This window comes from Terrabacter sp. AAH1 (genome assembly GCF_054456855.1).
In genome coordinates this window covers 87,125-110,137 of sequence record NZ_JBTJJV010000004.1, presented here as the reverse complement: position 1 = coordinate 110,137, position 23,013 = coordinate 87,125, and the positions used below count along the sequence as shown (strand labels likewise).

The window sequence follows — 23,013 nt, the reverse complement described above, 5'->3', positions numbered from 1 at the left end:
GCTCAGCTCTTGCCGAGGGTCCCGGCGCCGGCCTCGTCAGGGGCGTCGACGATCGACCCGGCCTGCGCGTGGTGCTTGCCCGCGCCGTAGCCGGCCATCGACAGGACCTTTCCGGCGATGATGCCGGCCACGATGACGACCGCACCGATGATGCCGAGGACGAGGCTGGGGATGACGACCGCGACCGACGCGATCGCCGTGCCGAGCAGGATGACCCCGACCCCCGTCCAGGCGGCGGTGCTGTGACCGTGGTCCTCGTGCTGCTCTTCCATGGCGTCCTCTCTCGTCCGGTCGGCTCCACGCCCGTGCGGGCCGACGGTGCTCATTCTGTCAGGTCTCGTCAGGGGCGTCGCGCAGGGTCGGGTCGTGACCCTCGCTCAGCTCGTCCCAGGTCGTGCGCACCTCGCCGCGAGGGCCGCTCGCCGGCTTGGCACCGCGCTCGTAGCGGCCGGACAGACCGGCCCAGCTGCGGCTCGAGGTGGTCGCGAGCGCGGCGCCCACCGCCAGGAGGGCGGCGACGACGACCGCGAGCCAGGCCCACACGGTGCTCGTGCCCGTTGCCGCGGGGGCCGTCGTGCGGGCCAGCTCGCGCGCGACGGCGTCGGCCACCGTCGTGACGGGCCGCAGCGCGACGAACAGCGTCATCAGGGCTGCGCCCACGGCCGAGAGCACCAGCACGCCTGCGGAGACCGCCCGGATCACGCGTCCGCCCGTCATGAGACCGAGCAGCGCGACGACGCAGACGGCGCACAGGCCGACGATGCCCGGGGCGGCTGCCCCTCCGGTCACCTCGGTGACCGCGCGGCTGAGCACGTCGCGGGACTCGCCGGTTGCCCACGTGCGCGTCGTGAGGCCGAGCAGGAGTGCCGCGGGGAGGAGCACGACGAGCGCGGCTCGCTTCTTGTCCAGGGTGAGGAAGGTCATGCGCGGTGGTTCCCCAGCGGTCGCAGCCCCCCGGCCGCGGCAACGGCCCGCAGCGCGGCGGCCGCCTTGTTGACGGTCTCCTCGTACTCGAGGTGCGGCACGGAGTCGGCGACGATCCCCGCCCCCGCCTGGACGTGCGCCCGGCCGTCCTTGATGAGGGCGGTGCGGATGGCGATGGCCATGTCGAGGTCACCGGAGAAGTCGAGGTAGCCGACGACGCCGCCGTAGAGCCCGCGACGCAGTCCCTCGTACGCGTCGATGAGCGCCATCGCCCGCGGCTTCGGCGCGCCGCTCAGCGTGCCCGCCGGGAAGGTGGCGACGAGCGCGTCGTAGGCGCTCTGGTCGTCGCGCAGGTCGCCGACCACCGTCGACTCGATGTGCATGATGTGGCTGTAGCGGCGGATCGACATGAAGTCGACCGTGTCGACCGTGCCGGCCCGGCAGATGCGCTGCAGGTCGTTGCGGGCCAGGTCGACGAGCATCAGGTGCTCGGCGCGCTCCTTGGCGTCGCCCAGCAGCTCCTCGGCGAGGTGCGCGTCGTGGTCGGGGCTCTTGCCACGGGGCCGCGAGCCGGCGATGGGGTGGGTGATCGCCTGCCTGCCGGTGACCTTGATGAGGGCCTCGGGGCTCGAGCCCACGATGTCGTAGGACGAGCCGTCCGGGTGGGGCAGACGCAGGAGGTACATGTAGGGGCTCGGGTTGCTGACGCGCAGGGCCCGGTAGACGTCGAGCGAGTCGGCCCGGCACGGCACGCTGAAGCGTTGCGAGACGACGATCTGGAAGGCCTCGCCCGCACGGATCGCCTCCTTCGCCTCCTCGACCATCTCCTCGAACTCGGTCTGGGTGTGACTGCTCGTGGGCTCGCTGCTCAGCGGCTCGATGGTCGCGACCGTGCTGGCGGCCGGTGCCGCGAGCTCGTCCGTCATGCGGTCGAGCCGGGCCACGGCGTCGGCCCACGCCTCCTCGATGCGTTCGTCGGTCGCGTCGTGGTTGACGGCGTTCGCGACGAGCAGCAACGACCCGTCGCTGTGGTCGAAGACGGCGAGGTCGGTGGCGAGCATCATGGCGACCTCGGGCAGCCCGAGGTCGTCGCGGCCGTCGTCGGGCACCTTCTCCCAGTGGCGCACGGCGTCGTAGGTGATGGCGCCGACGAGCCCGCCCGTCAGCGGAGGCAGCCCTGGCGTACGCGGCGTGGCAAGGGCCGCGACCGTGTCGCGGACCGCGGCGGTCGGGTCACCGTCGACGGGCAGGCCGACCGGCGGTTCGCCGATCCAGTGCGCCCGGCCGTCGAGCTCGGTGAGGGTGGCGGCGCTGCGCGCGCCCACGATGGAGTAGCGCGACCAGACGCCGCCGTGCTCGGCGGACTCGAGCAGGAAGGTGCCCGGCGCGTCCTTCGCGAGCTTGCGGTAGACGCCCACGGGCGTCTCGGCGTCGGCGAGCACTCGGCGTACGACCGGGATGACGCGACGGTGCTCGAGGGCGAGCTCGGTGAAGACCTCGAGGCTCGGCCACGTGCGACCCCAGGCGAGGTCGGCGTGCGGCGTCGGAGCGGGCGGGGTCGTCGTGTCGGGCACGCAGCCATTCTGGCCCACCGGGCAGACCGGGCCGCGCGGGCTCCGCCAGGCGAGAGGGGTGGCGACCCGGGCGCGCGTCTTCGAATCCGTCGCGATAGCCTCACGCCGACATCTGCGCAGGGAGAGTCGGCACCGGCAAGTCGTTGCGGCACAGGCGATTCCACGGTTGCGCCCAGGGTTCGAGCCGCAACGGCACCCACCGGACACGAAGGAGACAGCAGTGTCCCCGCTGAGCCGGCGCCTCACGCGCCCATCGCTCCCCCGGTGCGCCCGGTGATCGGCCGCACGCACGCGACCTCGGGGGCCGTGGCGGTGCTCGCCGTCGTGCCGCTGCTGCGACAGCACGGGGTGGCCGTGGACGGCTGGGCGGTTCCCGTTGCCGCCGTCGTGGGGGCCGGCTCGGCCATGCTTCCCGACCTCGACCACCCGTCCGGCACCATCGCCCGCTCGCTGGGGCCGGTGACGACGGTGCTCGCGACAGTCGTCGGGTTCTGCCTGGGCGGGCACCGCAACGGGACCCACTCGCTGCTCGGGCTCGCGATGTTCACCGGGCTCGGCGTCCTCGCCACGAACGCGGGCGGTCTCGCCCTCGGCCTCTACCTCGCGTTCCTCTTCGCGATCGCCTCGGCCGCTGTGCACGTGTCGCTCGTCAAGGTGCCCGTGCTCCACACCGCGGCCTGCCTGCTCGTCGGCGCTGCGCTGACGCGCGGCGCCCTCTTCGACTCGTTCTCGCCGGACGTCATCCCGTGGGCGGTCGGCATCGGCACCGCGGTGCACCTGCTCGGCGACATGGCCACCGTGCAGGGCTGCCCGCTGTTCTGGCCGTTCTGGAGGCACCGGTTCAACTACGCGGCCCTGAGCACGAACCACTTCACCGAGCGGTTCGTCGTCGGGCCGGCGCTGACCTTCATCGCCATCTACCTCGCCGTCGCGGAGGTGGGCGGGGTCGAGATGCTCGGCCCGGCCTGGAAGGCGGTCGTCGAGGTGGTGCGATCGGTGGTGCCGGCCTGAGGCTGCCGAAGGCGCTTGCGCTCAGGCCTCGCCGACGACGGCGGGCAGCACGCGCGCGTCGAAGCAGGTGCGGTCGCCCGTGTGGCAGGCTGCCCCGACCTGGTCGACGCTGACGAGCAGGGCGTCGCCGTCGCAGTCGAGGCGCACCCCCTTGACCCACTGGACGTGACCACTCGTGTCGCCCTTGCGCCAGTACTCCCCGCGGCTGCGTGACCAGAAGGTCACCCTGCCCTCGGTGAGGGTGCGACGCAGGGCCTCGTCGTCCATCCAGCCGACCATGAGCACCTCGCCGCTGTCGTGCTGCTGCACCACGGCCGCCACCAACCCGTGCTGGTCGCGCTTCAGCAGCGCGGCGACGTTCGGGTCGAGGGACGTGGGGTCGAGTGCCGGGTCGAGCGCCGGGCCGGTCGGGTTGCGGGAGTCGGTCACGCCGCCATTGTGCCGTCGCGCGCACCGAACGCCGCGTTCGGTCTCGAAAGCGGTGTTGGAACACGGTTTCCGACATCGAACGCTGCGTTCGGTGCCCAGGGCGCGGGTCGGTGGGGTCAGACGGCCTGCTGCTGGGCGACCCACGAGGCGTGGAGGCGGGAGTAGACGCCGCCGAGGCGGACGAGCTCGGTGTGGTGGCCGCGTTCGACGATGCGCCCCGCGTCGACGACGATGACCTCGTCGGCGGCCTGGGCCGTCGACAGGCGGTGCGCGATCGCGATCGAGGTGCGCCCACGCGTCAGCGAGTCGAGGGCGCGCTGGAGCCGCACCTCGGTGCTCGGGTCGACGGCCGACGTCGCCTCGTCGAGGACGAGAAGGTCGGGGTCGGCGAGGTAGGCCCTGGCGAGCGCGACGAGCTGCCGCTCCCCTGCCGACAGCGACTCGCCGCGCTGGCCGACGTCGGTGGCGAGGCCCAGCGGCAAGGTCGCGGCCCAGGCGTCGAGCCCCAGCTCGGTGAGGGTGAGCCGCACGTCGTCCTCGCTCGCCTCAGGCCGGCCGAACCGGATGTTGTCGAGGAGGGTGCCGTCGAAGAGGAAGCCCTCCTGCGGCACGAGGACGACGCGCGAGCGCAGCGACGAGAAGCGCACGGTGCGCAGGTCGACGCCGTCGAGGAGCACCCGCCCGCTCGTGGGGTCCATGAGGCGCGTCAGGAGCTTCGCGAGGGTCGACTTGCCCGAGCCGGTCTCGCCGACGATGGCCACGCGGCTGCGGGGGGCGATGGTGAGGTCGACGTCGTGGAGCACCTGCTCGCCGCCCGGGTACGCGAAGCCGACTCCGTCGAACCGCACGGTGATCGGCCCTCGCGGCAGCTCGACGCCGGACTCGCCGGGGTCGGAGACGTCGGCCGGGGTGTCGATGATGCCGATGACCCGGCGCCAGCCGGCGACGGCGTTCTGCATCTCGTTGAGGATCTCGGTCGCCTGCTGCACCGGCATCGTGAAGAGGTTGACGAGGAAGAGGAAGGCGAGCAGCTCACCGAGGGTCAGGCTGCCACGCACGGCGAGCACGGTGCCGACGACGAGGACGACTGCCGTGGTGAGCCCCGAGACGAGCTGCCCGGAGGTGAAGGCGACGACCGACCGGGCCTGGGCGCCGATGGCGGCCTTGCGGTGCTCCTCGACCGCGGCGTCGATGCGCTCGGCCGTGCGGTCCTCGACGCCGTAGGCGCGGATCGCCTGCGCTCCGACCACGGCCTCGGAGATGGCGCCGAGCATGTCGCCGACGCGCTCGCGCACCCGCGTGTAGGCGCGACCGACGATGCCCTGGAACTTGCGGATGATGAGGAACAGCGGCACGAAGCACAGCCACACGACGAGGCCGAGCAGCGGGCTGTAGACGAGCATGAGCACCGTCGCGAGGGTGATCTGCGCGAGGTTGATCATGAGCATGAGCCCGCCGAACTGCACGAACATCGAGATCGTGTCGACGTCGGAGGTGACGCGCGAGACGAGCGAGCCGCGGCGCTCGGTGTTCTGGGTGAGCATCGCGAGGTCGTGGATGTGCCGGAACGCCTTGAGCCGCAGCGTCGCCAGCCCGCTCTCGGACGAGCGGAAGAGGCGCACGTTGACGAAGTACGCCGACAGCGCGGTCACGGCGACGCCGACCATCGCGATGCCGACGTAGAGCGCGACGACACCCGTGTCGGGACCACCCGCGGCGAGCAGCCCCTCGTCGGTGATGCGCTGCACGACGAACGGGACGAGCACGCGTCCGAGCGTGGAGAGGACGGCGAGGGCGACGGTGACCCAGATGCCCTTGCGCAGCTCGGGCGAGAGCTCGACGCCGCGCTTGAGGGTCTGCCACGTCGACATGTCCTTGCCGGTGGCGACACCGTGGTGCTCGACGAGGACCTGGGAACGCATGCTCATCGGGAGACCTCCTCGGCCGGGCCGCGCCCGGCCTCGTCGTCGACGGGCAGGGCGTCGCCGAACTCCTCGTCGGCGGCGATGGCCTCGCGTTCGGCGGCTTCGCGGGCGTATGCCGTCACGAGCCGTTCGTAGCCCGCGCACCGGCCGAGCAGCTCGGCGTGCGAGCCGTGGTCGAGGACGCGGCCCTGCTCGACGTAGACGACCTCGTCGGCGAGCAGGATCGTCGCCATGCGGTAGGCGACGACGAGCACCGTGGTGCCCGAGCTGGCCTCGCGCAGGCCACCGAGGATCGCCTGCTCGACACTGGGGTCGACGGCGGACGTGGCGTCGTCGAGGATGAGCAGCTGCGGACGGCGGATCACCGCGCGGGCCAGGGCGATTCGCTGGCGCTGGCCGCCGGAGAGGCTGGCGCCCCGCTCGCCGACGTGGGTGTCGAGGCCGTCGGGCAGCCGCTCGACGAACGTCGCTCCCTGCGCGACGTGGAGCGCCCGCCAGACGCTGTCGTCGTCGTGTGCGGTGCCGAGCGTGATGTTGCCGCGCACGCTGTCGTCGAACATGAACGTCTGCTGCGCGACGAGCGCGGCGACGTCGCTGACGCCCGCGCGTCTGACCTCACGGAGGTCGACGCCGTCGAGCAGCACGGCCCCGCTGTCGGGGTCGACGAGGCGCATCACGAGGTTGGTGAGGGTGGACTTGCCGCTGCCCGTGGGGCCGACGACCGCCACCGTCGAGCCGGGCGCGACGTCGAGCGTGACGTCGACGATGGCGGGGTTCAGGTCGGCGGAACCGTCCTCGGCCACGATCTCGTAGGCGTACGCGAGGCCCTCGGCCTGCAGGTGGCTGGCGGCGCCGACCGGCAGCGCCCGCTCGCCGTAGGTCATGCTGCCCGTCGCGTCGAGCACGGCGGAGACGCGGTTCCAGCCGACGACCGCTCGGGGCAGCTCGGCCAGCACCCAGCCGAGCGCCCGCACCGGGAAGGCGAGGATCGAGAAGAGGTAGGCGATCTGCACGACCTCGGCCGCGGACAGCAGGCCGCTGCGCACGCGCAGGGTGCCGACGAAGAGGACGGCGAGGGTGCCGATGGTCGGGATGGCCTCGATGGCGGGGTCGAACCGTCCACGGGTGCGGCCCACGTCGATGTTGGCGTCGCGCAGCTCGTCGGTGACCGCACGGAACCGCTCGGCCTCGTGGTCCTCACGCCCGAGCGACTTGACGATGAGTGCCGCCTCGAAGCTCTCGTGCGCCACCTCGGAGACGTCGGCCCGTAGCTGCTGGGCCCGCGTGACCCGGGGTGACATCGCGCGCTGGAAGGCGACGTTGGCGAGGAAGAGCATCGGGAAGACGGTGAGGCCCACGACGGCGAGCCAGGGGTCGACGACGACCATCTGGACGATGCCGAAGAGCAGCATGACGACGACGCCGAGCGCCATCGGCAGCGGCGCGAAGATGTTCCACGTGGCCTCGACGTCGGCGTTGGCGTTGGACAGCAGCTGCCCGGAGGGGTGCTTGTGGTGCCAGCTGAGCGGGAGGCGAAGGTACTGCCGCGTGACCCGGCGGCGGTACATCGCGCCGAGGTTGAACATGGCGACACCTCCGGCGAGGCGTCGGCCGATGACCCCGACGGTGGTCGTGAGCACGACGGCGGCCATGACGCCACCGATGAACCAGAGCTGCCCGGGCGTGACGTGCCGTGCGGCGATCGCGGGCGTCACCGCCTCGCGCACGACGTAGCCGATGGCCGCCGCGGTGAGGCTGGTCATGACGCCGTAGACGATGCTGCCGACGACGGCGAGGGAGAACCACCGGGGCTGTCCCTTGATGCCTCGGCCGATGACGGCGAGACCCTCCCGCAGGGTCGAGGTGGTCGGGACGTTCACGCTCTTCGGCTCCCCTGGTGTTCTGCTCTGTGGTCGACCCCTCAGCCTCTCACGCGCCGACGACAGCACCGGCACCGCTTCGCCTCACCCACAGCCACTCGTCGGTCGCCCCACCGGGCGCCTCGTCCTCGCGCACGAACCCGAGCCGGCCGAGCACCCGGTGGCTCGGCACGTTGTCGGGGAGCGTGTGCGCCACGACGCGGAGGCCGGCTGCCTCGAGCGACCGCACCATTCCCGAGAGCACGTCGGTCATCAGCCCGCCGCCCCGCGCCGACTCGACGAGGCCGTAGCCCACCTCGACGACCCCGTCGACGGGCGGCCCGAAGCAGCCGATGCTGCCGACCGACAACCCGTCGGAGCGCCGCACGACGTGCCGTGGCGTCCACGCGTCGGGTCCGTCCGCGGTCATCCCGCGCACGGCGTCGAGGTCGTCCTCGCGCGGGTAGCCCGGCGCCCAGCCGCCTCGCCGGGAGCCGGCGAGCATCGCCTGGGCCTCGTCCCAGGTGACCGGCACGAGCCGCGCGAGCCGCGTCTCGACCGGACCCGGGCCGATGGGGTCGGCCGCCGCGCCGGTCCGCACCCAGTGGCGCAGCACGTCGTCGCGCGTGTCCTCGAGCACTCCGCCACAGGCGGCGATGGTGCGCGCCGACGCGACGTTCGTGCGGTCGCACGTGATGAGGGCCGGGTCGATGCCACGGCGGGCGGCGATGGCGAGAGCCTGCGCGAGCGCCGCCGTCGCGACGCCCCGGCGACGCGCGGCCGGCCGGACGGCATACCCGATGTGGCCGCCCTCGGCGACGAGCGAGGGGGTGAGCCCGTGGCGGATCGCGATCGTGCCGACCACACGGCCGTCGTCGAGGACCCAGCGGTACGACGACGCGACACGTTCGGGCGGCAGCGGCTCGTCCGGGTGCTCCTGCCGCCCCAGCCAGTCGACCCACTCGGCGAAGGCGGCCGGCTCGGCGAGCACCTCGCGGTCCCCCGAACGGTAGCCGGACCCGTGGATCGTGGCGCCTCCGAAGTCGTCGACCATCTCCCACCAGCCGTCGCTGAGGTCTGCGGTGGGGCGCACGAGCTCGATCACCGTCCGACCCTACGGAGGCGACGGGCCGGTGATCCAACGAGTTGTTCGTGACCTGCCGGGCGCCCCTGACAGGATGAGGCCATGACGCGCCACGCCAGGTCCGAACGCCTCCTGCTCTGCGACGAGCTCGACCGGCTCGGACCCGACCGCCCGACCCTGTGCGAGGGCTGGCAGACGCGCGACCTCGCCGCGCACCTGCTCGTGCGCGAGAACCGTCCCGACCTCTCCGTGGGCCGGTTCGTGCCCTTCCTCGAGAGCCACCTCGACCGCGAGCAGAGCCGGATCGCGAACGGCGACTACGCCGCGGTCGTCGACCGGGTGCGCCGGGGCGCGCCGGCCTGGAACCCGATGTCGAACGCGAAGGTCGACGAGATCACGAACCTCATCGAGTACTTCGTGCACCACGAGGACGTCCGCCGGGCGCAGCCGGGGTGGCAACCGCGCGAGCTCGCGCCGCAGCTCGAGGGCAAGCTGTGGTCGGCCCTGCGCCGGTCGGCACGCCTGATGTTCCGCAAGGCGCCCACCGGCATCGTGCTCATCGCCGAGGGCCGAGGCCGGTATGCCGCGAAGCTGCCCGACGCCCACGGGACCGTCGTGCTGCGCGGCCCGGTCGGCGAGCTCGTCCTCTACGCGTACGGCCGCAAGAGCGTGGCCCGGATCGCCTTCGAGGGCGACGCCGACGACATCGCGGCCCTGCAGGGCGCGGAGCTCGGCATCAGCTGAGGCTCAGCGCACCGTGACGCCGGCCGCGCGCAGGGCGTCCTTGACCTCTCCGACCGTCAGCTCGCGGAAGTGGAAGACGCTCGCGGCGAGGACGGCGTCGGCGCCGGCCGCGACCGCAGGAGCGAAGTGCTCGACCCGACCTGCGCCACCGCTCGCGATGACCGGCACCGAGACGGCGGCCCGGACGCGCCGGATCAGCTCGAGGTCGAAGCCGTCCTTGGTGCCGTCGGCGTCCATCGAGTTGAGCAGGATCTCGCCCGCACCGAGCTCCGCCGCGCGGGCGCACCACTCGACGGCGTCGAGGTCGACGGGGGTGCGGCCGCCGTGAGTCGTCATGACGAAGTCGTCGGTGGGGCGGCCGTCGTCGCCGATGCGGCGGCGCACGTCGGCCGACAGGACCAGCACCTGGGCCCCGAACCGGCTCGCGATCTCGGAGATGAGCTCGGGCCGCGCGATCGCCGCCGTGTTGACGCCGACCTTGTCGGCCCCGGCGCGCAGCAGGCGGTCGACGTCGTCGACGGTGCGCACGCCGCCGCCGACGGTCAGCGGGATGAACACCTGCTCGGCCGTGCGCCGCACGACGTCGTAGGTCGTCTCGCGGTTGCCGCTGCTCGCGGTCACGTCGAGGAAGGTCAGCTCGTCGACGCCCTGGTCGTCGTAGACCTTGGCGAGCTCGACGGGGTCGCCGGCGTCGCGGAGGTTCTCGAAGTTGACGCCCTTGACGACGCGACCCGCGTCGACGTCGAGGCAGGCGATGACTCTGGTGGCGACCGGCATGCTCCAAGGCTAGGCCAGCGACCTGACCGGCTAGGGTCGCGCCCATGTGGGACGAGGTGACGAGGCCGCCACGCGCCGAGCACGTCGCTGCCGTGGTCTCCCTCGCGCTCACCGCCGAGCCCCGCTGCGGCGACGTCGTGGTCATCGCCCTCGACGGGCCGAGTGGCGCCGGCAAGACCACCCTCGCGCGCGGCGTCGAGCTGGCGCTGGCAGCCACGGGACCGGTCGCCGTCGTCCACATGGACCACCTCTACCCCGGCTGGGACGGCCTCGCCGCGGCGCCTGCCCTGCTCACCCGGCAGGTGCTCGAGCCGCTGTCTCGCGGGGAGCACGCGGCATACCGGCTGTGGAGCTGGGTGCGCGAGCGGTGGGCGGGGACGAAGGACGTGCCGCCGTGCCGCTTCCTCGTCGTCGAGGGTTGCGGCGCCAGCGTCGGTCCTGCCCGGCCGTATGCCGCCGTCACCGTCTTCGTCGACGCGGACACCGCGCTGCGCCGCGACCGCGGCATCGCCCGGGACGGCGAGGCCTACCGGCCGCAGTGGCAGCGGTGGGCCGACCAGGAGTCCGCGCTCTTCTCGGGCGACTCGACGAGGGACCGCGCGGACCTCGTGCTCGACACATCTAGTCTCTGAGGGTGCTCCGACGAGACCCAGCCATCCGGCCCCTCCCACCCGTGTGGGTCATGGCCGTCGCGCTCGTGGCCGTCGCGGCGAACCTGCGCATCGCCATCACGAGCATCCCGCCCCTGCTGGACGCGATCTCGGCCGACCTCGGCCTCAGCCACGCCGCCGCCGGGGCGCTGACCACCCTGCCGGTGCTCTGCATGGGTCTCTTCGCGCCGCTGGCGAGCCGGATCGCCCACCGCATGGGCGCGGCGGGCGCGGTCCTGGCCGCTGCCGTCAGCATCGTCGTCGGCACGGCGAGCCGCTTCAGCGGGGGCAACGTCGTCGTCCTCTACGTCGGCACGTTCCTGTGCGGGGTGGGGATCGCCGTCGCCGGCACGCTGCTGCCGCGCCTGGTCAAGACGTACTTCCCGCCCAGGCGCACCGGCCTGGTCACGGGTCTCTACATGCTGGCGATGATGGGCGGGGCGGCGGTGAGCTCCGCGCTCGCGGTGCCCCTCGCCGACCGCCTCGGCAGCTGGCAGGGCTCGCTCGGCTCGTGGACCGTCGTCGCGGTCGTGGGGGTGCTCGCGTGGGTGCCCTTCACCGTGCGCGCCAACCCGCACCACACGCCCGACGAGGAGGGGCCGGGTCGGCTGCCGTGGCGCCACCGCACGGCCTGGCTCGTCGCGGGCTACCTGGCCCTGCAGTCGTGGTGCTTCTACTCGGCCGTCACGTGGCTGGCGCCGACCTACGTCGAGCACGGCTGGTCCCGAGGCTCGGCCGGCTACCTCGCCGCCGCCTTCAGCGGTGCCCAGATCGTGTCGGGTCTGCTCGGACCGGTGCTGAGCGACAAGGCCACCGACATGCGGCGCCTGCTCATGCCGGCCGCGGGCCTCGGCGTCGTCGGCTGCCTGGCCATCCTCGTCGCGCCGCTCGCGGCGCCGTGGCTGTGGGCCGTCATCGCGGGTCTCGGGCAGGGTGCCGCGTTCTCGCTCGCCCTCGTGCTGCTCGTGCGCTACGCCCGCACGCCGGAGGCGAGCGGACGCCTCACGGGCATGGCCTTCCTCTTCTCCTACGGCATCGCCTCGGTGGGACCGCTCGCCATGGGCCTCGTCCGCGACGTCAGCGGCAGCCTGTCACTGGTCTGGCTGGTCCTGGCGGTCATCGGCGGCGTGCAGGCCCTCGTGGTGCTGCGGCTGCGCCCGGACCTGCCGCGGGTCGACTGAGACCGGCTCTCCGAGGTCTCCGACGGCCTCGTCGGGCGGCGCATCGCCACCACATCTGGGGCTGGTGTTGCGGTTGGGGCACCCCAATTAGGGCGAAACCGCGTACAAGGCGACATTTGCCCATGCAGACTGCTCGGCGGACGTGCTGACTGCAAGGAGAACCGACGAATGATGCCACCGACGACACGGAACGCCGAACACCGAGCCCCCCACCAGCGTGTCGGAGGGCGCGCCCTCGCCACTCTGGTCTCGCTGGCCCTCCTTGCGGGGATCCCGGGCCTGGCCGCCGCCCCGTCGGCGGTCGCAGCCCCGACCACCCCCGCGGCCCTGTCGCCGGCCGCCGTCACGACCACGCCGCCTGCGGCTCCCGCCCTGTCGGTCGTCGCCGGTCCGGTGAGCGGCGGCACCGTCGTCGAGCTCTCGGGCACGGGCGTCGGCGCCGCGACGAAGGTGCTCTTCGGCACTACGGCCGTTTCGAGCATCACCAAGGTCTCGGCGACGCGAGTCCGTGTCGTCACCCCTGCTCACGCGGCCGGACTGGTGAACGTCAGCGTCGCCACGACGTCAGGCACGTCACCTGTCTCGACGCGTTCGACTTTCGCCTACGAGGCCGTGCCGACCGTGACGTCCCTTTCGACCAGGGCTGCGGCGACGTCGGGTGGCACCACGCTCACAGTCACCGGGACCGCACTGAAGCGGACCTCCGCCGTCCTCTTCGGCACCACTCCCGCGGGCGGGCTGACGCGGATGAGCGCCACGCAGGTGCGTGTCACCGTTCCGGCGCACACCATGGGCGCCGTCGACGTCCGCGTCGTGACCCCCGGTGGCATCTCGCCCGTCGCACCCGTCGCCCGGTTCTCCTACATGGCCCCGTCTGTCGTCCTGCCGCCCAGCGTGACCGCGCTCTCGACGTCGGGCGGCCCGATCCGTGGCGGAACGCTGCTCACGGTGACCGGTACGCGGTTCTCCGGTGCCACCCGCGTGACCTTCGGCGGCACCGCCGGCACAAAGCTGTCGGTCCTGTCGAGCACGCAGCTGCGCGTCATGACGCCGGCACGTCCGGCCGGCGCCGTCTACGTCCGCGTCACGACCCGTGCCGGCACCTCCGGGCCCGGCCCCACCTTCACCTACGACGCCATGCCGACGCTGGCACGGGTGTCACCGGCCTCGGGCGGGACCGGGGGCGGGGCCACGGTGACGCTGACCGGGACCAACCTGGCCCGTGCGTCCGCCGTCCGGTTCGGCACAACCCGGGCGTCGTCGTTCGCGCGGGTCTCCGCCACGTCGTTGCGGGTCACCACCCCGGCCCACGCCGTCGGCGCCGCGGACGTCCGCGTCACCACACCGGGCGGCACGACGGCCGTCACCGCCTCGACCCGCTACACCTTCCACCTGCCGCCGGCTGTCTCGAAGCTCTCTGTCGCGGCTGGTCCGACACGTGGCGGGACCGCAGTCACACTGACGGGAGGCCGGTTCACCGGCTCGACGCGGGTCACGTTCGGCGGCACCGCGGCGCCCTTCACGGTGGTCTCGCCCACCTCAATCCGCGCCACAGCACCGGCCCACGCGGCAGGCGTCGTGAGCGTGCGGGTGTCGAGCGCCAACGGGACCTCCGCTGCAACCGCTGCCACGGCGTACGCGTACGAGGCGACGCCCACGGTGACCGCTCTGTCGCCCGTCACGGGCCCCCCGGCAGGGGGGACGGTGGTCACGCTGGCCGGCACGAACCTCGCCCGCGCGACCGCCGTCAGCTTCGGCAGCACTAAAGCGTCGAGCGTCGTCCGCGTCTCGGCCGGAACCTTGAGAGTCGTCGCACCGCCGCACGCGACAGGACCGGTCGACGTGCGCGTCACGACTCCGGGCGGCGTCTCCGCTGTGACGTCGGTGACGAAGTACACCTACGGCGCGCCGCCCGTCGTGAGCGGGCTCTCCGTGTCGGCCGGTCCCCTCCAGGGCGGCACGCTCGTGACCCTGACCGGGACCCACCTCGCCGAGGTGCGCGAGGTCCGCTTCGGCACCACGCTCACCACGGCTCTGGTGCGGGTCTCCGACACCAGCTTGCGCGTGACGGCCCCCGCCCATACCGAGGGCGTCGTGGCGGTGCGCGCCACCAACGCCAACGGGACGAGCCCCGAGACGACACGCACGAGTTTCGAGTACGTCGGCCTCCCGACGGTCTCCGGCCTGTCCGAACCGGCCGGCCCGCTGACCGGCGGCGCTGTCCTCACGATCAGCGGAACCCGGCTCGCGCTCGTCTCGGCGGTCGACTTCGGCGGTCGACGCGCGACGGGGCTCACGCGCGTCTCATCGACGACCATCCAGGTCACCGTCCCGAGCCACGCCCAGGGCACCGTAGACGTCCGCGTCACCTCCCCCGGTGGCATCTCCCCCGTCGTCGTCTCCGACCAGTTCACCTACCAGCCGGTGCCCACTCTGACTGCACTCTCGCCCGCCCTGGCGCCGACGGCGGGCGGCGGCATCGTGACGTTGACCGGCACCGGCTACGACCGCGTCTCCGCCGTCACGTTCGACGGCGTCCCGGCCACCGCCGTCACGCGGGTGTCGGCCACGCAGGTGCGCGTTACGATCCCCGCCCACCTCGAGGCCGACGTCGACGTGCGCGTCACCACGCCGGGTGGCACGTCTCCTGTCGTACCGGCCGGACGTTTCGCGTACCAAGACCCTCCGACCATCACATCTGTCGCACCGGCCTCGGGTCCCTTGCGCGGCGGCACGGTTGTGACCCTGCGGGGCAAGTCCTTCACCGCCCTCAGCGGCGTCTCGATCGGCGGCGTGGCCGCCACGGGCGTGACCCGCGTGTCTGCCACCCAGCTCACGGCGGTCGTCCCGCCGCGCAACACGACCGGCCCGGTCCACGTCACGGTGACGACGCGAGCGGGCTCGGTGACACTCGATCAGGGCTTCACCTACCTGGCCGGCGCCACGCTCGAAGGGGGGCAGACCCTGGCGGTAGGCACGGGGCTGCGCTCACCCAACGGGGCCTGGATCGCCACCCTGCGGACCGATGGCAACTTCGTCGTCACTACCTCGGCGGGGGTGCGACGGTGGTCCAGCGGGGTCGCGGGACGCAACAGCCGCGTCCAGGTGCGGGCCGACGGCAATGTCGTGCTGCTCACCGCGACCGGCGCCACCTTCTGGTCCAGCGGCACCGCCGGCTGGACGGGGGCCGTGCTCACGCTCACCAACGGCGGCCTGTTGCAGGTGCGCCAAGGCGCCACACCCGTATGGGACGACCGCGCGATCCGATACGACCGGCTGCTGCCGGGTCAGGTCCTGCGACCGGGCGAGTCGCTCGCCCCGGTCAATCTGGCGTGGTCGATGACGATGCGCGCCGACGGCAACCTGGTGCTCGCCTCGGCAGCTGGTGCGCGCCGCTGGGCCTCCTTCACCGAGAGCGCCGGCAGCTCCGCCACCATGCAGTCCGACGGCAACTTCGTCGTCCGGAGCAAGGCGGGTGCCGTCCAGTGGTCCACGAAGACCACCGGCACCGGGTCGTTCCTGCGGGTTCTCGCAACTGGGAACGCAGCCGTCTACCGCTCGTCGACGGTTACCTGGGCCGTCACCGGCGGCCCTGCACCGCAGGGCTGGTCTTGCTACTCGCGCGCGACCCAGAACTGCATCAGTCGCTTCGACTACTACGGGCAGCGAGCCTGGAACTACCCGGTCGACGCATGGGGCAACAACTGCACGAACTACTCCGCTTACCGTCTCTCGCTCGACGGCGTCAAGAACCCCGGCAACCTCGGCAACGCCGTTAGCTGGGACAACAACGCGAGAGCCAAGGGATTCGCGGTCGACCAGTCGCCGCGGGTCGGCGACATCGCCCAGTGGAACTCGAACCACGTCGCCTACGTGGACTGGGTCAGCGCCGACGGCAACCAGATCGCCATCTCCGAGAGCGGCTACGGCGGCACGGTGCTCGGCCGCACCTACACGTCGATGAGCGGGCGGCGCATCATCGCGCGCACGAGCTCGTCCTGGCCGTCGAACTTCATCCACTTCCGCTGACGACAAGAGCCCGGGACCGAACACGCGCCGGTCCCGGGCTCTTGTCGTGCGCCCACTCGGGTGGGAGCCTGCCTCGGTGACCACCTCGATCTACGACGCCGTCGGCGGGATGCCGGCCCTCACCCGGCTCGCTCACTCCTGGCACGAGCGGTGCCTGGCGGATCCCGTTGTCTCGCATGCGTTCTCGCACGGCTTCCACCCCGATCACACAGCCCGCCTCGCGGCCTACTGGGCCGAGGCGCTCGGTGGCCCGCCGCGCTACACCAGCGCGCTCGCGAGCGAGACCGACGTGGTGCGGATGCACTCGGGCAACGGCCCCCATCCCGAGATGGACGCGAGGGCGGTGGCCTGCTTCGCCGCCGCCGTGGGCGTCGCGGGCCTGGGCGACGACCCCGCCGTACGCGACCCGCTCGTCGAGTACTTCACGTGGGCGACGGCATACATGAGCACCTACCACGACTCGGGGGGCGACGTGCCGGACGGCCTCACCGTGCCGAAGTGGTCGTGGGACGGGCTCGTCGACGGCACCGACGCGCGACCCGGGCAGGCTGCGGGGTAGGCAGGTCAGCCCGGGGTCGCACGCGCGTACGACGACGGGGGCAGCGCAGTGTCGGCCGGATCAGCCTGCGGGGCGACGTCTCCGGCTTCTCGGCTGCCTAACGTGGCTGGCCGGCGGCACTCGCCCGCCTGCCCCGACGGAAGGAACCGCCATGCACCCGGCCGCACGCACCGACACGTCACCCGCCCGAGAGTCGCGCAGACTGGCCACCCTCGCGGTCGCCGCCGGCGTCGCCCTGCTGGCCGTGATGGTGCTGCCGTTCCCGGCGGCCGGGCTGTGGGCGGGCGGTGGCTACTCCGACGTGTCGACCCTCAGCGCCGCGGTGGGCCGAGGGCTGGTGCGCTTCTGGGAGGCGGGCACCGCGGACCTGAGCCCCGAGCTCGCGGCGTCGGTGGCGTTCTGGACCCGGTTCCACGTGGTCAAGGCGGTGCTGGCGGTTCCACTGCTCGTCACGTCGGTCATGCTGGGCCTCGCACTCTGGCGTGAGTGCGTGCGCTCCGTCGGTCGCGGACGCCGCGCGTGGTTCGCGGCCGCCGGAGTGCTCGGGGCGCCGCTGGTCCTGCTCGCCGTGCTCCTCGTGGTCGCCAACGTGCAGGGCGCCCTCGTCCCCCTGTCGTCGGCTTTGGGCCTGGTCGACGTCCGTGGCCCCGAGCCGGCGCTCGCCACGGCGGTACGCGGCATCAAGGACAGCCTCGGGACGCCAACCGTGGTGCCAGCATCGCCCGCGATGACACGGCTCATCGAGGACTTCGCCGCCTACCACCGCGTGATGGTGGGGCTCGGAGCGATCGTGACGGTCGGGCTCGTCCTGGTGGCCGCGCGTCTGTGGCGACGCTCCCGACGCACCCGCTCGGCGCAGTCGGGGCAGTCGGCGCGGTGGGTGCGACTGGGCGGTGCGACGGCGGCCCTGGTGGTCGCGGCGTCCTTCGCTCTCATCACCGCGGCCAACCTCAGCACGGCGGCGCACCCGGCACCCGCGCTGCTCGGCTTCTTCCAGGGCAGCTCCTGAACCGGATGTCTGCCGGCGCTCCGCCGTGGTCCGAAGGGTGCTCCGCTCCCCCACCCGGCACCCGCTCACGTGTGGGCGGAGGACCGTTCTGCCCACTGGTCACGGGCGGGCAGCGGGTCTACCGTTCGATCGTGGCCGCGATGATGATCGCCGCGTTCGTCGGCGACGTCGACGAGCTGACTGCCGCCTACGACCGCGCACACGAGCTCATCGGGCAGCGGGGCGGTGCCGCACGGTTCGGCGAGCTGCGCCATCACTGCGCGACCAGCGACGATGCCCTCTACATCATCGGAGTGTGGGAGTCGGCCGACCACATACGCCGGCGATGGGCGAGCGACGAGATGCGCAGCCTGCTGGCCGGCGTGGGCTTTCCAGAGCCGACAGAGCTGACCATCCTGGACCTCCACGTCATCGAACCGCCGTTGTGAAGGGGCTCACGGCACGCCCTGCCCTCGCGACCGGGCACCTGACGTCGCGCTTGTACGCCGGGCTGCGCCTGCTCGTGCCTTGTCCGCCGGAGTCGCGCCGTGCGAGCCTCGACCCATGCTGCGTATCGGAGCGGTCGTGCTGAAAGTGAAGGACACCGACAGCTCGGGCACCTTCTGGGCTCGCGCTTTGGAGTACGACCCGCAACCGCACGACGCCGCGTTCCTCGCGCCTCGGACGGGCGACGGGCCACGGCTGCATCTCGACGAGAACGACCGCACGCATCTCGACCTGTGGGTCGACACCGCAGAGCAACAGGCGGCTGAGGTCGAGCGCCTCATCGCCCTGGGCGCTGAACGCGTCGATTGGGAGTATCCCGCGGACGCGGACTTCGTCGTGCTCGCGGACCCGGGTGGCACGCTCTTCTGCGTGGTCGACCTGAGCAAGTAGGCGGAGGTGCCCCCGCTGGGCGGGACGGCGGCAGGGCCTCCTCGCCTCACGATGCTTGAAGCCCGCGTGTGCTCGGCCACGCGTCCGGTCGAGCGCGCATGTCGGTGCAACCGCTCCGGCTGTCGGGAGTCATACTGCCGTCCTCACCCGCTCGAGACACAGGGCTCTGCGATGATCACAGACGATTTCGGCCCCCTCACCCCGGACGTGTCCGGACCGCCGAGGGTCTTCCTCCTCTTCTTCGGGCTGATCTTCACGCTCGTCATCGCGGGCTTCGTCACGGTCGCCGTCAAGGGACTCTCGCAGTGGCGCGCCAACGAGGCCTCACCGCTGCGCACCATCGACGCAATCGTCGTGTCGCGTCGCACCGACGTGCGCCGCCGGCCCGGTTCGGTCGGCGCTCCGACGGACGGTTCGGGCACGATGTCCATGGCTTCCACCAGGCCGAGCTCGAGCACCGCCGCGGCGGTGTCGGACGTTCCTTCCTCAGCGCGGGTTATGAGGCGTTGTGGTGGGCCCACCCACCCGCTCTGGTTCCCGTCAGGGTGGGTCACCTCAGAGGGCCCCCACCCCGGGACGGGGTGAGGGCCCTCGCCGCGTCCCGAGCGGGCGCGGGTGCGGTTCAGCCGACCGACAGGTACGTCAGGTCGTCGGCACCGCTGTAGGAGATGACTCCGAACCAGCGCATGGCCGGATTGAGGCCGGTCCATGAGGCCGTCAGTGCCTGTGGCACCCCGGTGGTCGCCACGAACGGGTTCGGCGTGACGGAGGCGTTGCCGGCGCTGGCCGCGGGGACGACGAAGGTGCTGATCTGGTAGCTCGTCGCGCCGCCCGGCGTGGTGAACCCGTTGACGTAGACGTCGTAGGTCCCGGCGGCCGGGTTGTTCAGGGTGACCTGCTCGTCGGCAGCGCCCGAGGCGGAGAGTGCGACGAGCGTGCCGCCGCGGTAGACGTACATGTCCAGGTCAGCCGTGTCGACGGTCGTCTCCTCGGAGAAGCGGGCTGCCTTCGTGCCGACCGGCACCTGCACGCGGTAGACCTTCGTCGCCGCGCCCGCGACGGGGTTCGCGGTGTCGAACGGTCCGGTCGTGACGGAGTCGGCCTGCGGCGTGACCCCCACGAGGCCGCTCATCGAGGTCGACACCGGACCGCTGGTCCCGGGCGTCACCGAGAACCCCTTGGAGCCGGAGGCGCTGGCGTCGGCGTGGACCTCGACGGGAGCGCTGAGGGCGACGGGCTCGAGAGCGACCGGGGTGCGCGCGGTGTGGCGGCCGGACGCCCACGTGAGCGAGCCCTTGGCCCACGATCCGAGCGGAGCCGTGGTACGGCTGAAGGTCACCGTGAACGTCGCCTCCGCGCCCGGAGCAAGGGTCAGGCTCGACGGGGTCACCACGGTGTCGAAGCCGGGGACGGCCGCCGACGCGGTGTACGTCTCAGTGCTGGTGCCGACGTTCTTGACGTGACGGGTGACCGTCTCCACGCCGGCCAGACGACCGATGCCGATCGACGCCTGGTTGAGGTTGGAGGCCGAGACGGCGGTCAGGGTGTCGTTCGGCGGCGCGAACCGCACACCCAGGCTGACGAGGTACTGCCGGTACTCGGTGGCCGTGGTCGGGTAGACCAAGCCTGGGTCGATCGCCGAGTTCGGGTTGACGAAGCCGGCGCCTTGGGCGAAGGGGTCGTTGGCCGAGGAGACGGTTGGACGAGCCGTCGTCATGAGTGCGGATTTGATCTCGGACGGCAGCCAGGTGGGGTGGGCGTCCTTCATGAGCAGGGCGATCCCGGCGATGTGCGGCGACGACATCGACGTGCCGGACATGAAGTCCCAGCTGCGACCGTGGTTGCTCGGCGGGGCGACGGCCGCGACGACGTCGTTGCCCGGGGCGGCGATGTCCGGCTTGAGGATGTCCCCTCCGGTCGTCTTCGACGGGCCGCGGGAGGAGAAGTCGGTGATCTCCGGTGTCTGCGGAGCCGCTGCCAGCTCGGCCGGCGTCAGCGGGACGATCTTGGCGACGGCGGTGGCGCTGCTCGCGTACGCAGTGACCGCTTCACCGTCGACGTGGTTCAGGTGCACCGATGGGACCGGGTGGAAGTCGCCGTTGAGCGAGTTCGGCGACGTGTTGACGAGGATCATCCCCACGCCACCTGCCCGCTTGACCTCGAACGACTTGTCGATGCGGGCGTTCACGCCACGGTTGCAGACGACGATCTTGCCGCGCACCTTGGCCGGGTCCAGCGCGCCGGAGAAGCAGAGCGCCACCTCGGACGCAGTTGCTCCCGCGAGTCCGACCGCGGAGGCCTTCACCAGCGGAGTGAGCGACGGGAGCGGCCCGGTCGTCGAGGCGCCGACGTAGCGACGCCCGTTGCCGAGCTCGACGGCCTGGAAGGCACGGCGGTGAGTCGCTGCGGCGACGGTCGTCACCCACGGGGCCGGGTGGTCGAGCGTGCTCGCACCGGGACCGTTGTTGCCGGCTGAGTTGGCGACGAAGACGCCGGCGTTGGACGCGCCCCGGAAGGCCTGCGCCACCGGGTCGAGGACCGAGGACTCGGAGGTGCCGCCGATCGAGTAGTTCATGACGTCGACGCCGTCGAGGACGGCGTCGTTGATCGCCGCGACGCTGTCCGAGTTGAAGCAGCCGGCGGCGACGCCGGGAGCACCCTCCCAGCAGACCTTGTACGCGGAGATGCTGGCACCTGGGGCCATCCCGGAGGCCGCGCCGATGGACTTGCCGTCGATCGTCACTGTGACGCCGGCGTTGCCGGCGGCTGTGGACGCCGTGTGGGAGCCGTGGCCGGAGCCGTCGCGCGGAGAGAGGAACTCCTCCTTGGCGATGTTTTGCTTGCCGAAACCGTCGACGTAGTAGCGGGCGCCGACGAGCTTGTTGTTGCACAGCGAGACCGGGAAGTTCTCGCCGGCGACGCATGCTCCGTGCCAGCCAGCCGGCCGGGGCGTGATCTTGGCGCCCGAGAACGAGGCGTTCTCCGGCCAGATGCCGGAGTCGATGACGCCGATGACGAGGCCGTCGCCTGTCGTGGCCGGACCCCCGAGCTGGCTCCAGAAGCCACCCGCCGCGCTCAGGCCGAGGAACTCGGGCGAGAAGGTCGTGGTGGGCTGGGACATCGCGTCCTTGGTCAGGGACAGCACGCCGGCCTGCTTCGCGAGACTGGACGCCTGCTGCGCGGTGAGGTCGGCGGCGACACCGTTGTTGGTGACCGTGTAGTCGTAGATCTTCGTGGCGCCGACCTTGGCGAGCGCCGCGTCGTGCTTCGACGTGAGGTGCGCCTTTCAAGACTTCACGGCCGCATTGCCAGGGTCGAGCTTGCGGCCCCGTACGGGCCGGGTGGCTGCATATCCCTTCTCGTAGCCGTCGTAGGACGCGACCGGGTCGTCGGCGAAAGTCACGATGTAACGTCCCGCACCGCTGTCGACGGTCTCGACCGGGGCAGCGGTTGCCACCGCACCGATGGTCGCGAGCGGGGCTGCGGCGAGGGCTGCGGTAGCCACTGCGGATACGGCAGCCAGCCGTCTCGCCGTGACGTGGCGTGTAGATCTGGTTCTCATCAACCCACCTCAAGTGTCCGGGGGAGCGGGTTTGGCACCCAGCCAAGAGTCTGACCCCGACACTTCCGACCTGTCAGGGCATTGCGATGAAACGTCTGCACCTCTGGCGCAGCCGCTTGCCAAGGGTCGGAGGCCCGCATCACGCCGGAAGAGGCTGTCCAGTCTCGGAGGATGGCCGCCGACCCGCGCGCGGGTGTGACTGCAGGAGTTGGGGCACCGCCGCAGAGGCTCGGGCGAAATCCATGGTCGTGCCCGCGCCGTTTGCGGCCCCAAGCGCTGTCCCCGCAGCGCGAACGCACCCTCGTGGACCCCCTGCGCGCGCCAGTTGAGGAAGTTGCTGCGGCGCTGAGTCAACGTCCCGCTGGGTTCTTGCGGTCCTGTAGACCAGGTCCCATGCCTACCGAGGATGCGCTGCCTCGCAACCCGCGACTCGACCCCTTCCGTGATGCCGTCTGGGAACTGAGTCATGAGGGCACCGTGGAAGCGCATCTCGTCACGAATGTGAGTCACTTCCGGTACTGGCCGCTCGGCCGCAAGCACCACGACAGCGTGTGGTTCAAGGTTTGTTGGCTAGATGGCCGCCAAGACATGCCCGAGGACGACTACGGGCCCGAGTGGTACTTCATCTCCGACTTGGAACAGGGCACGTTCGAAGTCTCTGGTCGGACGTTCGACGCCAAGCCGGTGGAAGGCCCCTGTCGTCGCGAGCTTTGGGAGCAGTACGGCTGTCCGTGAACTCGAAGCGGGGAGTGGCGATCTTTGCAGCGCACAGTGCACTCACCATTCGCGGCATGTTCGGACGTGCAGCCACTCCCCAGAG

The 23,013-nt window shown here is 71.9% G+C and carries 21 protein-coding genes and 1 pseudogene; 11 read left to right on the top strand and 11 right to left on the bottom strand.

Features of this window, described 5'->3' with window-relative positions:
• Nucleotides 1-2: 2 nt before the first annotated feature.
• Genes ACXR8F_RS08530 through ACXR8F_RS08520 form a run of 3 tightly spaced genes read right to left on the bottom strand, consistent with a single transcriptional unit; the run spans nucleotide 3 to nucleotide 2,498 of the window.
• Entirely contained in the window at nucleotides 3-272 is a 270-nt protein-coding gene (locus ACXR8F_RS08530) for an HGxxPAAW family protein (RefSeq protein WP_045192303.1), read from the bottom strand.
• A 58-nt stretch (nucleotides 273-330) separates the two neighbouring features.
• Entirely contained in the window at nucleotides 331-924 is a 594-nt protein-coding gene (locus ACXR8F_RS08525) for a Trp biosynthesis-associated membrane protein (RefSeq protein ID WP_458799731.1), read from the bottom strand.
• Nucleotides 921-2,498 carry an anthranilate synthase component I gene (locus tag ACXR8F_RS08520; RefSeq protein WP_045192451.1) on the bottom strand — a complete coding sequence of 526 codons (1,578 nt, stop codon included), beginning with the start codon at nucleotides 2,496-2,498 and terminating at the stop codon, nucleotides 921-923. The genes ACXR8F_RS08525 and ACXR8F_RS08520 overlap by 4 nt, the downstream gene beginning before the upstream one ends.
• Before the next feature lie 264 nt (nucleotides 2,499-2,762).
• On the opposite strand from ACXR8F_RS08520, the gene ACXR8F_RS08515 reads away from it, so the two are divergent.
• Nucleotides 2,763-3,509, top strand: coding sequence for a metal-dependent hydrolase (locus tag ACXR8F_RS08515; protein WP_458799730.1), 747 nt, complete (start codon nucleotides 2,763-2,765; stop codon nucleotides 3,507-3,509).
• A 21-nt stretch (nucleotides 3,510-3,530) separates the two neighbouring features.
• On the opposite strand, the gene hisI is transcribed toward ACXR8F_RS08515, so the two are convergent.
• The 4 genes from hisI to ACXR8F_RS08495 all read right to left on the bottom strand — a co-directional run bounded on the left by hisI (nucleotide 3,531) and on the right by ACXR8F_RS08495 (nucleotide 8,827).
• Nucleotides 3,531-3,938 (bottom strand): phosphoribosyl-AMP cyclohydrolase, encoded by a 408-nt coding sequence (hisI, locus tag ACXR8F_RS08510; protein ID WP_458799728.1) that lies wholly within the window; start codon nucleotides 3,936-3,938, stop codon nucleotides 3,531-3,533.
• A gap of 116 nt (nucleotides 3,939-4,054) precedes the next feature.
• Nucleotides 4,055-5,866: an ABC transporter ATP-binding protein gene (locus ACXR8F_RS08505; protein ID WP_458799726.1), complete on the bottom strand. Its 1,812-nt coding sequence runs from the start codon at nucleotides 5,864-5,866 to the stop codon at nucleotides 4,055-4,057.
• Nucleotides 5,863-7,743 (bottom strand): ABC transporter ATP-binding protein, encoded by a 1,881-nt coding sequence (locus ACXR8F_RS08500; protein ID WP_458799724.1) that lies wholly within the window; start codon nucleotides 7,741-7,743, stop codon nucleotides 5,863-5,865. Before ACXR8F_RS08500 ends, ACXR8F_RS08505 begins: the two co-directional genes overlap by 4 nt.
• Nucleotides 7,744-7,792: 49 nt before the next feature.
• On the bottom strand, nucleotides 7,793-8,827 hold the full coding sequence (locus ACXR8F_RS08495; RefSeq protein WP_458799722.1) for a GNAT family N-acetyltransferase: 1,035 nt from the start codon (nucleotides 8,825-8,827) through the stop codon (nucleotides 7,793-7,795).
• Nucleotides 8,828-8,908: 81 nt separating this feature from the next.
• Between ACXR8F_RS08495 and ACXR8F_RS08490 the strand changes: the two genes are divergently transcribed.
• Nucleotides 8,909-9,550, top strand: a complete 642-nt coding sequence (locus ACXR8F_RS08490) for a TIGR03085 family metal-binding protein (RefSeq protein WP_458799720.1) — start codon at nucleotides 8,909-8,911, stop codon at nucleotides 9,548-9,550.
• 3 nt (nucleotides 9,551-9,553) lie between these two features.
• Here ACXR8F_RS08490 and hisF read toward each other — a convergent pair whose 3' ends face one another.
• Complete coding sequence (gene hisF / locus ACXR8F_RS08485; protein WP_458799718.1) at nucleotides 9,554-10,327, bottom strand: imidazole glycerol phosphate synthase subunit HisF; 774 nt, start codon at nucleotides 10,325-10,327, stop codon at nucleotides 9,554-9,556.
• Between the two features lie 44 nt (nucleotides 10,328-10,371).
• Between hisF and ACXR8F_RS08480 the strand changes: the two genes are divergently transcribed.
• From ACXR8F_RS08480 to ACXR8F_RS08445, 8 genes are all read left to right on the top strand, one after another.
• Nucleotides 10,372-10,959 carry a nucleoside/nucleotide kinase family protein gene (locus tag ACXR8F_RS08480; RefSeq protein ID WP_458799716.1) on the top strand — a complete coding sequence of 196 codons (588 nt, stop codon included), beginning with the start codon at nucleotides 10,372-10,374 and terminating at the stop codon, nucleotides 10,957-10,959.
• Between the two features lie 2 nt (nucleotides 10,960-10,961).
• Entirely contained in the window at nucleotides 10,962-12,158 is a 1,197-nt protein-coding gene (locus ACXR8F_RS08475) for an MFS transporter (protein WP_458799715.1), read from the top strand.
• A 168-nt stretch (nucleotides 12,159-12,326) separates the two neighbouring features.
• Nucleotides 12,327-16,187: an IPT/TIG domain-containing protein gene (locus ACXR8F_RS08470; protein WP_458799714.1), complete on the top strand. Its 3,861-nt coding sequence runs from the start codon at nucleotides 12,327-12,329 to the stop codon at nucleotides 16,185-16,187.
• A 76-nt stretch (nucleotides 16,188-16,263) separates the two neighbouring features.
• Nucleotides 16,264-16,746, top strand: coding sequence for a globin domain-containing protein (locus ACXR8F_RS08465; protein ID WP_458799712.1), 483 nt, complete (start codon nucleotides 16,264-16,266; stop codon nucleotides 16,744-16,746).
• A gap of 151 nt (nucleotides 16,747-16,897) precedes the next feature.
• Complete coding sequence (locus tag ACXR8F_RS08460) at nucleotides 16,898-17,755, top strand: hypothetical protein (RefSeq protein WP_458799710.1); 858 nt, start codon at nucleotides 16,898-16,900, stop codon at nucleotides 17,753-17,755.
• A 131-nt stretch (nucleotides 17,756-17,886) separates the two neighbouring features.
• Nucleotides 17,887-18,183, top strand: coding sequence for a hypothetical protein (locus tag ACXR8F_RS08455; RefSeq protein ID WP_458799708.1), 297 nt, complete (start codon nucleotides 17,887-17,889; stop codon nucleotides 18,181-18,183).
• A gap of 115 nt (nucleotides 18,184-18,298) precedes the next feature.
• Nucleotides 18,299-18,631 (top strand): VOC family protein, encoded by a 333-nt coding sequence (locus ACXR8F_RS08450; RefSeq protein WP_458799706.1) that lies wholly within the window; start codon nucleotides 18,299-18,301, stop codon nucleotides 18,629-18,631.
• Between the two features lie 171 nt (nucleotides 18,632-18,802).
• A complete protein-coding gene (locus tag ACXR8F_RS08445) occupies nucleotides 18,803-19,216 on the top strand; it encodes a DUF2500 domain-containing protein (protein ID WP_458799705.1) in 414 nt (137 codons plus the stop codon).
• Between the two features lie 37 nt (nucleotides 19,217-19,253).
• On the opposite strand, the gene ACXR8F_RS08440 is transcribed toward ACXR8F_RS08445, so the two are convergent.
• The 3 genes and pseudogenes from ACXR8F_RS08440 to ACXR8F_RS08430 all read right to left on the bottom strand — a co-directional run bounded on the left by ACXR8F_RS08440 (nucleotide 19,254) and on the right by ACXR8F_RS08430 (nucleotide 22,136).
• Nucleotides 19,254-21,752, bottom strand: coding sequence for a S8 family serine peptidase (locus ACXR8F_RS08440; RefSeq protein WP_458800027.1), 2,499 nt, complete (start codon nucleotides 21,750-21,752; stop codon nucleotides 19,254-19,256).
• A 9-nt stretch (nucleotides 21,753-21,761) separates the two neighbouring features.
• A pseudogene (locus tag ACXR8F_RS08435) lies at nucleotides 21,762-21,878 on the bottom strand (protease inhibitor I9 family protein); the annotation flags it as partial.
• A gap of 39 nt (nucleotides 21,879-21,917) precedes the next feature.
• On the bottom strand, nucleotides 21,918-22,136 hold the full coding sequence (locus tag ACXR8F_RS08430) for a hypothetical protein (RefSeq protein ID WP_458799703.1): 219 nt from the start codon (nucleotides 22,134-22,136) through the stop codon (nucleotides 21,918-21,920).
• Nucleotides 22,137-22,586: 450 nt separating this feature from the next.
• Between ACXR8F_RS08430 and ACXR8F_RS08425 the strand changes: the two genes are divergently transcribed.
• On the top strand, nucleotides 22,587-22,928 hold the full coding sequence (locus tag ACXR8F_RS08425) for a hypothetical protein (RefSeq protein ID WP_458799701.1): 342 nt from the start codon (nucleotides 22,587-22,589) through the stop codon (nucleotides 22,926-22,928).
• Nucleotides 22,929-23,013: the final 85 nt, after the last annotated feature.

What these genes read in the sequence shown, in the direction of transcription:
- ACXR8F_RS08530 (WP_045192303.1), bottom strand. Translation starts at nt 272, where the DNA reads ATGGAAGAGCAGCACGAGGACCACGGTCACAGCACCGCCGCCTGGACG.
- ACXR8F_RS08525 (WP_458799731.1), bottom strand. Translation starts at nt 924, where the DNA reads ATGACCTTCCTCACCCTGGACAAGAAGCGAGCCGCGCTCGTCGTGCTC.
- ACXR8F_RS08505 (WP_458799726.1), bottom strand. Translation starts at nt 5,866, where the DNA reads ATGAGCATGCGTTCCCAGGTCCTCGTCGAGCACCACGGTGTCGCCACC.
- ACXR8F_RS08490 (WP_458799720.1), top strand. Translation starts at nt 8,909, where the DNA reads ATGACGCGCCACGCCAGGTCCGAACGCCTCCTGCTCTGCGACGAGCTC.
- hisF (WP_458799718.1), bottom strand. Translation starts at nt 10,327, where the DNA reads ATGCCGGTCGCCACCAGAGTCATCGCCTGCCTCGACGTCGACGCGGGT.
- ACXR8F_RS08480 (WP_458799716.1), top strand. Translation starts at nt 10,372, where the DNA reads ATGTGGGACGAGGTGACGAGGCCGCCACGCGCCGAGCACGTCGCTGCC.
- ACXR8F_RS08470 (WP_458799714.1), top strand. Translation starts at nt 12,327, where the DNA reads ATGATGCCACCGACGACACGGAACGCCGAACACCGAGCCCCCCACCAG.
- ACXR8F_RS08460 (WP_458799710.1), top strand. Translation starts at nt 16,898, where the DNA reads ATGCACCCGGCCGCACGCACCGACACGTCACCCGCCCGAGAGTCGCGC.
- ACXR8F_RS08450 (WP_458799706.1), top strand. Translation starts at nt 18,299, where the DNA reads ATGCTGCGTATCGGAGCGGTCGTGCTGAAAGTGAAGGACACCGACAGC.
- ACXR8F_RS08445 (WP_458799705.1), top strand. Translation starts at nt 18,803, where the DNA reads ATGATCACAGACGATTTCGGCCCCCTCACCCCGGACGTGTCCGGACCG.
- ACXR8F_RS08440 (WP_458800027.1), bottom strand. Translation starts at nt 21,752, where the DNA reads ATGTCCCAGCCCACCACGACCTTCTCGCCCGAGTTCCTCGGCCTGAGC.
- ACXR8F_RS08425 (WP_458799701.1), top strand. Translation starts at nt 22,587, where the DNA reads ATGCCTACCGAGGATGCGCTGCCTCGCAACCCGCGACTCGACCCCTTC.